This window comes from Holdemania filiformis DSM 12042 (assembly GCF_000157995.1).
Taxonomy (GTDB): domain Bacteria; phylum Bacillota_I; class Bacilli_A; order Erysipelotrichales; family Erysipelotrichaceae; genus Holdemania; species Holdemania filiformis.
The window spans coordinates 191,040-199,597 of record NZ_GG657553.1 but is presented as its reverse complement, the minus strand read 5'-3'; the positions used below and the strand labels follow the sequence as shown (position 1 = coordinate 199,597).

At 51.4% G+C, this 8,558-nt stretch carries 8 protein-coding genes; 5 read left to right on the top strand and 3 right to left on the bottom strand.

Annotation, left to right across the window (positions count from 1 at the left end; translation table 11 throughout):
• Both HOLDEFILI_RS19550 and HOLDEFILI_RS03345 read right to left on the bottom strand, forming a co-directional pair.
• Nucleotides 1–399: hypothetical protein (locus tag HOLDEFILI_RS19550; RefSeq protein WP_006058006.1), on the bottom strand; the 399-nt coding region annotated here is incomplete at its 3' end.
• Nucleotides 400–404: 5 nt separating this feature from the next.
• Complete coding sequence (locus tag HOLDEFILI_RS03345; RefSeq protein WP_006058005.1) at nucleotides 405–1,121, bottom strand: LytR/AlgR family response regulator transcription factor; 717 nt, start codon at nucleotides 1,119–1,121, stop codon at nucleotides 405–407.
• An 866-nt stretch (nucleotides 1,122–1,987) separates the two neighbouring features.
• On the opposite strand from HOLDEFILI_RS03345, the gene HOLDEFILI_RS03340 reads away from it, so the two are divergent.
• The 4 genes from HOLDEFILI_RS03340 (at nucleotide 1,988) to HOLDEFILI_RS03325 (ending at nucleotide 6,598) form a co-directional block, all read left to right on the top strand.
• Nucleotides 1,988–2,431 (top strand): PTS sugar transporter subunit IIA, encoded by a 444-nt coding sequence (locus HOLDEFILI_RS03340; RefSeq protein ID WP_006058002.1) that lies wholly within the window; start codon nucleotides 1,988–1,990, stop codon nucleotides 2,429–2,431.
• Nucleotides 2,432–2,458: 27 nt separating this feature from the next.
• Nucleotides 2,459–3,286, top strand: a complete 828-nt coding sequence (locus tag HOLDEFILI_RS03335; protein WP_006058001.1) for a PRD domain-containing protein — start codon at nucleotides 2,459–2,461, stop codon at nucleotides 3,284–3,286.
• A gap of 354 nt (nucleotides 3,287–3,640) precedes the next feature.
• The gene (locus tag HOLDEFILI_RS03330) at nucleotides 3,641–5,029 is read left to right on the top strand and encodes a PTS transporter subunit EIIC (protein ID WP_006058000.1); all 1,389 of its coding nucleotides are present in this window, start codon (nucleotides 3,641–3,643) and stop codon (nucleotides 5,027–5,029) included.
• Nucleotides 5,030–5,149: 120 nt separating this feature from the next.
• Complete coding sequence (locus HOLDEFILI_RS03325) at nucleotides 5,150–6,598, top strand: M81 family metallopeptidase (protein WP_006057999.1); 1,449 nt, start codon at nucleotides 5,150–5,152, stop codon at nucleotides 6,596–6,598.
• Nucleotides 6,599–6,669: 71 nt separating this feature from the next.
• Here the strand turns inward: HOLDEFILI_RS03325 and HOLDEFILI_RS03320 are convergent, their stop codons facing one another.
• On the bottom strand, nucleotides 6,670–7,539 hold the full coding sequence (locus HOLDEFILI_RS03320) for a MurR/RpiR family transcriptional regulator (protein ID WP_006057998.1): 870 nt from the start codon (nucleotides 7,537–7,539) through the stop codon (nucleotides 6,670–6,672).
• A gap of 90 nt (nucleotides 7,540–7,629) precedes the next feature.
• On the opposite strand from HOLDEFILI_RS03320, the gene HOLDEFILI_RS03315 reads away from it, so the two are divergent.
• Nucleotides 7,630–8,558: M24 family metallopeptidase (locus tag HOLDEFILI_RS03315; protein WP_006057997.1), on the top strand; the 929-nt coding region annotated here is incomplete at its 3' end.

Genomic DNA, 8,558 nt, shown 5'->3' with positions numbered 1-8,558 from the left:
CCGGCAAAGCGATACCAACCCGACCGCAGAGAACCCCGGAAGCAGTCCGGCGAGGTGCGTTTCCAGAATTTCCGAGAACATCAAGACAATATCCGAATAGTTCTCGATCAATAGAATCAGAAACAAGAGCTTGCGTAATGAAGTGCGCAGGACATGATAAGCCAGAAAGAGGCAGAAGGCCAGGAAGAAACAGGTAAACGGAAGCATCCAGATTGAATTGATTCCATACGTTTCACCAAAGAGATAAACAATCAGCGTCGTGCCGAGATAAAACAGAACGGCATACAGTACGCCCCGGCGGAAGGAACAGCGCAGATGATTGCGAAAGGGAATTAAAATCAAAAACAAATAGGGCGCCAAGCGGGTGCCCAAGCTTAAAAAATAATCCAGGAGCGTCATGATGCTTACCCCTCGTTCAGGCGCTTAAATGAATAATCAGCGTAGGCCTGACGAATTTCACCTTTGCGCGCGCGGTTGATGGGAATCTGAACCTGATCCTTCATCAGAAAATCATGATCATCCATCTGCTGGACATAGTCCATATTGATCATACAGTTGCGGTAGGGACTGATGAACTGTTTGTATTTTAAAAGCAGCGGTGAAAATTCCGCAAAGGACATATAAGTCTTGATCATCCGGTTGGACGTATGAATTTGAATGTAATGATTGTAATAATCGGTATACATGATGTCCCGGACTAAAACACGGGCCATGATCCGGCCTTCCTTTACTTCGATGTAGTGATTGCGCGAGCGTATTGATTTTTCACTTAACCGCAAAACCTCGTCGAGCTTATCCTGCGGAATCGGTTTAACAAGATAGTGAAAAGCCCGGACATCATAGCTCTCAATCGCATAATCACGGCTGGAAGTGGTGAACACAATTAAAGAATGGACGTTGTTTCCCCGCAAAGTCCGGGCCAGGGTCATACCGTCGATTTCGTTCATGAAAATATCCAGGAAGATGATATCCCAGTCCGCGCGTGAAGCTTGCAGAAATTCATTTCCCGAGGAAAATGAACGGATTTCATAGATCAGCGATTCGCGCAGGCAGAAATTTTGAATTTTTTCAGCCAGCAGCTTTCGATCCTCTGCCGAGTCGTCAATGACCGCAATTTTCATAACGATTGCTCCTTTCGATCCGCATGCAAGCCGATGCATGATCGGGATAAGGGAATAGATTGTTCGATTTCCTTTGTTTTCTTTATTATAACAGATTTTTTGTAACAAAATTTGTTTTATAAATAAATCCTATTATAAATTGTTAAAATAAGGGTAATTCCTAATTTATAACCAATAAATTGAAGATCATTATCAGGAATTAACCTGCTTCTTTATTATAGCATATCCGGTAAAACACTGTTATTTTTATCAGGTAAAGTCTTTTGGTTCAATTCTCAGTCAAGGTTCAGAAATAGGGAAGACCGTTTTACCGTCAGGGAATTTTTAATTTTCTCAATGCCCGGATTCAGCCGCAAAGAAATGAGGGCGGATGTTTCAGCGTTTTGTGCCGTTTCATCGAAGATAAAATTTTAAGCTCAAAGCGAGCGCCGGCTCTGATTATGATGAAAAAAAGATCGTTATTAAGATATGATTTTAATCTGATTTTCCCGGTTAGAAAATCTGGGAAATCAGATTCACAATGGAATTGTGATCGTCACCCTTAATTTATAAAAGTACTGGAAAAATTCAGAACGCGAGGTGATTGTCTCTGAATTTCCCCGTTTAATTTATTCTCAATTGAACTATTTATCAGGTGTAATTACAATCGGTTTAAGCTTACTACTGGCGATGACGGGCGTAATTGAGATGTAATTTTTTTTAGAAAATTTTGGAAATTTCCTGTTGACAATTTCTGATGGTATCGCTTACAATGACGGTGTAATTGGATTGTTATTGTTCAATAAAACAAGCAAAACCAATTTGCAAGAGGACTTTTATGTCTTCTCTGCAAATTGGTTTTTTCTTTTTTCCAAGGAGGTTAAGCGATGGAAATCTGTTATAGCCCGTTAGTCGGAAAAGCGGTCAATCTGGACCATGTTGCGGATGAAATGTTCTCGCAGCGGATGCTAGGGGACGGCATGGCGATTGCGCCGGAAGCGCGTGAAGTTTACAGCCCGGTAGCTGGCGAGATCACGATGGTCTATGAAACACAGCACGCGATCGGCATCAAAACGGAGACCGGCATCGAAATCCTGCTGCATATCGGCATTGACACCGTCATGCTGGGGGGAACGCCGTTCGACACCAAGGTGCAGGTCGGCGATCACGTTCAGCCCGGCGATCTGTTAACGATCGTGGACTGGAATTATATCCGAAAAAAGGGCTGCGATACGATCGTACCGGTTCTGGCAATTAACCGCAAAGTAAAGCTGCTGAAAAGCGAGGAAAACGTGAAACCCGGTGAAGCTTTATTTGAAATCGAAGCGTAAGGCAGGCGCTGAAAGCGAGGTGGCTCCGTGATCATCAAACAGATTTACAATAACAACGTCATCCTCTCAGAGAACGAGGCGGGTGACGAGATCATCCTGGTCGGCCGGGGAATTGCCTTCGGCATGACCCGCGGAAGCAAGGTCGTCGAAGGGCGGATTGAAAAGAAATTTGAACTTCAGGACGACGTCGGTCAGAAATTCAAAACGCTCGTTCAGGACGTTCCCTACAAAACAATTCTGGTTTCGGAAGAAATTATCGATTATATCAAGACCCAGTCCACCAAACGGATCAACGATTCCATTTATGTCACGCTCACCGATCACATTGCCAATATGATCGAACGGATCAAAATGGGGATCGTCTTCGATCCGACGCTGCTGCTCAACGTCAAGTCGCTGTATAAAGAAGAATACCGGCTGGGCTTAAAAGTCACGGAGCTGCTGCGGCAGAAATTGAAAATCGACATTGACGATGGCGAAGCAAGCTTTATCGCCCTGCACATCATCAACGCCGAGCTGGATTCCAATATGCAGCAGATGTATGAAATCACCGCCGTGATTGAGGAGATTCTCAATCTTGTGCGCGAGGACTTCCAAATTGATACGGAAAACGGTCAGTGCGACCGCTTCATCACGCATTGCCGCTTCTTCGCCCAGCGCGTTGTCAACAACGAATATCTCAGCACCAAATTCGACTACAACCTCAGCACCTATCAGGTGTTCGAGCAGACGCATCCGCGGGAAACCGCGTGTATCGAGCGGATCGCGCAGCGGATCAAGGACCGGTACGGTTATACCGTCAGCACCGATGAAAAGCTGTACATTATGATCCACCTGATCCGTCTGACCGAGTAACAGAGTTATTGCCAGTCCCTTCAGAGCGGACTGTGTGATAAAGGGTTTTGAAAAAGGACCGGAAGGATTACCGGCACCCATTCCTCTCAAACAGGCTTAGCTGGCCTGGGAAGACAACCGGCTTAAGACGGCTCTTCCCGCAAGGAGGACAGGGGAGGTTCAGAAAGAAACGTAAGGGAAAAAGGCTGAAAAGCTTCAGCGCGGCACGGAAGCCGCACCGCAGAATTGATCGTTCCCGCACCGTTTCGCTGCCGTCCGCCTTTCGCGAAGGCAAGGCAGGCTGAACGCCAGAACTTCCAAGCTCCGTTTCAAGCTGCAAATCCAAAAAAGATTTGAAAGGAGAAATCACCAAGTATGGGGAAATATGAAGAGTTATCCAGAAAAGCACTGGAAGCTTTAGGCGGCGTGGAGAACATCACGCACGTCACGCACTGCGCAACACGTCTGCGGATCAGCTACGCCCGCAAGAGCGTCGTCAATGAGGAAGGCTTAAAAGATCTTCCGGGATCCGCCGGCATCGTCAACAAAGACAAGCAGATCCAGATCATCATCGGCCCGGGCGTTCATGACGCTTACGAAGAATTCCTGGAAATCTCCGGATGGAGAGAAGGCGGCGCCGTCGCCGCAGAGGAAGAGGAAGAAACCGGACCGAAGAACGCGATGTACTACCTGAACAAGTTCGGCAACTTCGTCGCTCCGATCTTCATGCCAGTCGTTCCGGCCATGATCACCGGCGGTATGATTTTGGCGATCAAGAACCTGTTGGTCAACTACTTCGGCATGGGCGTCGACAGCGGCACGGCACAGCTGATGCTGATGATCTTTGATGCCGGCTTTGCCTTCCTGCCGGTGTACGTCGGCTATACGTTAGCTTCCCAGTTAAAGATGCAGCCGATCATGGGCGCCTTCCTGGGCGCGACGCTGATCGCTCCGCGCTTTGCGACCGGAACGGTCACCGACTTCTTCGGCATCGGCATTCCGCAGGTTTCCTACAGCTCGACCGTCATTCCGATCGTGCTGGGCGTCTTCTTTATGTACTATGTCCAGAAGGTTCTGAAGAAGATCATTCCGGAAGCACTGACGTTCTTCTTGACGCCGCTGATCACAATGATTCTCGTCGTTCCGGTTACGTTAATCGTTTTAGGCCCGATCGGCAACCAGCTGTCCGGCTACATTGCGGCGTTCTGCATCTGGCTGACCAATACGCTCGGCTTTATCGCCCAGCCGATCCTGTCGGCGATCTATCCGTACATGGTTATGTTCGGTTTGGATAAAGGTCTGTCCCCGATCGGCATTGAACTGATTGCCAACCTCGGCTACAACTCCGTCACCGGCATCATGGGCTTCGTTTCCAACATCTGCATCGGCGGCACGGCCTTAGCGGTCGCAACGACGATCAAAGACAACAAGGCGCAGAAGGGCATGATCGCTTCGTTCGGCGTCACAGTGCTGTGCGGCGTTACGGAGCCGGCTTTCTACGGCGCGCTGCTGTCGCGGCCGAAAGCGTTGATCGGCACAGCCATCGGCGCGGTTTCCGCAGGCTTAGTCGCAGGTCTATTCGGATTGAGAACGTTCGTTCAGGGCGGCTGCCCAGGCTATCTGACACTGTTGTTCTTCGTTGATCAGAACGGCGGTCTGCATTATGTCTGGATCGCGATCCTGGTTGCGGCGATTGCGACGATCGTTTCCTTTGCGGCAACGAAAGTCATTCTCAGCCGGGATATGAAAAAGGCAGCGAAATAAAAATCAGGTTTCACTTTACGCTGCCGGGATGCTTCATTCCGGCAGCGCTTGTTTAAACGGACCTTTATTTGTCAGAGTCAATGAGAAAGGGCGAAGCGGCAGGCTTCGCAGGGTGATGCTATGAAAGTTTTAATCGGACAGTTTATCAATGAGGCCAACGCCAACATTCCCGTCAAGGACGAGATCACGACCTTTGACATCGCGTTCGGCGACGAGCTGATCGAAAAAATGCAGGTCGGCGATATTTTCGAGCAGGCCGGGATTGAAATCATTCCATCGGTGTACGCGGTATCGGGCGCCTCAGGCGTGATCAAGCGCCACACGTTCGACTACATCGAAGCATGCTTCCTCAATGCGGTGCGCGAGCATCTGCATGAAATCGACGGAATCTATCTGATGCTTCACGGCGCGAGCGAGGTCGACGGCTTGGGCTCGGGCGATCATCACATCCTCAAGGCGATCCGTGACCTCGTCGGACCGTACATCCCGATCACGGTGGCCTGCGATCCGCACGGCAATCTGTGTCAGGACTATGTCGAAGCGACGACCGCGATCCGCAGCTACCGCCAGTCCCCGCACACTGATTCCCGCGATACATGGCGGAAGATGGCGCAGATGGTCTGCGATCTGGTCAAGGACCGCCAGAACATTCATTCCGTGTACCGCAAGCTGCCGATGATTCTGGGCGGGGAACAGAGCGTATCGGCGGATGAGCCGGTGCGTTCGATCAATCAGTATCTCGATGAACTGGAACAGGATCCGCGGATTTTGAGCTGTTCCTGGCATGTCGGCTACATCCGTCACGACACTGACGTCGCCGGCTGCGGCATCGTCGTGGTGCCGGCTACGGAAGCAGATCAGGCGTATGCCGAAGAGGTTGCCGACAAGCTGGCGGACTATGTCTGGAACAAGCGGCATGAGTTCCATTACACCGGCACGACCGCGAAGCCGGAAGACGCGCTGGCGATGGCGCTCAGCTTTGAAGGCAAACCGTTTGTCATCACCGATTCGGGCGATAACACAACCTCCGGCGCGACCGGCTGGAATACGTTCATCCTGCGGCAGGCGCTGGCGGCCAAGTCCGATAAGCGGATTCTGTTCGCTTCGATCTGCGATCCGAAGACATGCGATCTGCTCGATGGTCTGGATCTCGGCACGAAAACGGAGATCGAGCTGGGCGTAGGGCACGATGCGATGTCGGAGAAGGTCAAGCTGGAAGTCACCGTCTTGTCCAAGGGCGAGGTCGTCCGGCCGATCGGCATCGGAACCGAAGGCATTGCCAAGACGTTTGGCAAGTGTGTCGTCGTTCACGTGGAAGGCACGGCGATCGATATCATTGTCGCTAATCACCGCCAGTCCTACGCGCATGCGATTCAGTTTGAATGCGCCGGCGTGAATTGGATGAATTACGATGTGACAGTCGTCAAGCAGGGCTATATCTTCCCGTATCTGAAAGAAAACGCCGCTGGGTATGTGATGTCGCTGACCGACGGAGCGACGCCGCAGGACACCGCTTCGATTCCATTCAAGCGGATCATGCGTCCGATGTTCCCGGTTGATCAGATTTAATCCTGAACTGACGATCAAACCAGATCCCAGCTTCCATAAGAAAACCGGCGCAAGCGGAGCGCCGGTTCTCTCTAATCTTCAGGTTCCCGGCGGGTTAACCGCCGGTGAATCTTCTCATACGTCGTCAGCTTCCGATTTAACAGCTCGTCATATTGGAGCCGGAAATAAATCGAATACAACGTGTCCAGAATATAAAGCAGCGTCATCCGCGTCGAAAATGACGAGATCTTCTGATAGTGATTTTCATACGACGACATGTAAATCTTATACTGCGCAAAGCGCGTCAGCGGATTTTTCTGGGTCGAGGTGATCAGCACGATCGGCGAATGGTTGTCGCTTAAGATCTGACAGACGGTGTTCATCGAGCCGCCCCGGCCGCCGAACGAAATGACGATCGACAGATGGCGGGCGTCGGCGTTGCCGGCCGACAGTTTCTGCATGTATTCCGCTTCGGGAACGTTTACGTTCACATTGATCTCCTGCATCTGGAACTGGAAGTTCCGGGCGAAAAAGAGATTGCCGGCGGAGGCGTACACATCGATGAACGCCGCTTGTTTCATCAGCGCCGACACGTCCACCAGCACCTGCTGATCGGACAGACTCAGCGTGTCTTCAATCGTCTGGGTGTAAACGTCCTTTAAATGAAGCAGGATTTCGTTGACCGTATCGGTCGGGGAAATCGGAAAGTCAATGCTTTCCACCGGGACTTCGGTTTCCGAGCGCAGCGCATCCTGCAGCTGCAGCTTCAGGTCGTTGACGCCGCTTAAGCCCAGCTTGTTGATCAGCCGGTAGATCGTCGGCACGGAAACATAGGTCAGCGAAGCGATTTCCTTCGGCTTGGCCGCGATAAAGCTTTCCGGGTCCTTCAGAATCGCGTCGATCAGAATTCGCTCGTTGGGCGTGACATTTTCAAGATTTTCAAGTTTTTTTAACAGATTCACAACGCATCTTCCTTTTCCTGCTTTAACTATACCACGATTGCGGGCAAAGCTGAAAAGAAGCGAACCGTCAGAATAAAGGAGAATGAAACGATGAAACAAATCAAAGCCGTTTTAAAACAAGTCAGCGCGCCGCAAAAGGACTGCGCGGGCACGCCGGTCGGCTTGAGCGACGAAACGATCGCCGAGCGCAAACAAAAAGTACTGGCCGCGATGAAAGCGCGCGGGTTGGATCAGCTGATCGTGTACGGTGATGTCGAGCACGGCGGAAATTTCGAGTATTTAGTCGGGTATTTCACCCGCTTTGAGGAAGCGCTGCTGGTGCTGAACGCCAACGGCAAGGCGACACTGGTTTTGGGCAACGAAAACCTGAACAAAGCCGCCAAGGCCCGGATCGAAGCCGCGGCCGTGCATGTCTCGCTGTTCTCGCTGCCGAATCAGCCGCATCGTCACGACAAGTCGCTGAAAACGCTGCTTCAGGAAGCGGGAATCGCCGAAGGGCAGCGCACCGGCTTAGTTGGCTGGAAGCTGTTTACCAGTCCGCTGGAGGACAACCGGCAGAGCTACGATATCCCTTCTTATGTCGTCGAGGCGGTCAAGGCGATCGTCGGCGAAGCACAGTTAAGCAATGAAACCGGTCTGTTCATCGGGGAAAACGGCGTGCGCACGACCAACAACGCGAATGAAATCGCGCATTACGAATATGCGGCGGCGCTGGCTTCCGATGGCGTGCTGGATGCGATGGACAAGCTGGAACTGGGCGTCAGCGAGCTGGAGCTGGGCGACGCATTAGTGCGCAAGGGGCAGCACACGAGCATCGTCACGATTGCCTCGAGCGGTCCGCGCTTTATCAAAGCGAACATGTTCCCGACGGCCAACACCGTCAAGCTGGGTGATCCAATTTCCTTAACCGTTGGCTACCGCGGCGGTTCCAGCAGCCGGGCCGGCGTCGCTGTGCATAACGCGGACGAACTGCCGGAAGCCCAACGCGATTATCTCGAGCGGGTGGCCGGGCCGTATTT

What these genes read in the sequence shown, in the direction of transcription:
- HOLDEFILI_RS03345 (WP_006058005.1), bottom strand. Translation starts at nt 1,121, where the DNA reads ATGAAAATTGCGGTCATTGACGACTCGGCAGAGGATCGAAAGCTGCTG.
- HOLDEFILI_RS03340 (WP_006058002.1), top strand. Translation starts at nt 1,988, where the DNA reads ATGGAAATCTGTTATAGCCCGTTAGTCGGAAAAGCGGTCAATCTGGAC.
- HOLDEFILI_RS03330 (WP_006058000.1), top strand. Translation starts at nt 3,641, where the DNA reads ATGGGGAAATATGAAGAGTTATCCAGAAAAGCACTGGAAGCTTTAGGC.
- HOLDEFILI_RS03325 (WP_006057999.1), top strand. Translation starts at nt 5,150, where the DNA reads ATGAAAGTTTTAATCGGACAGTTTATCAATGAGGCCAACGCCAACATT.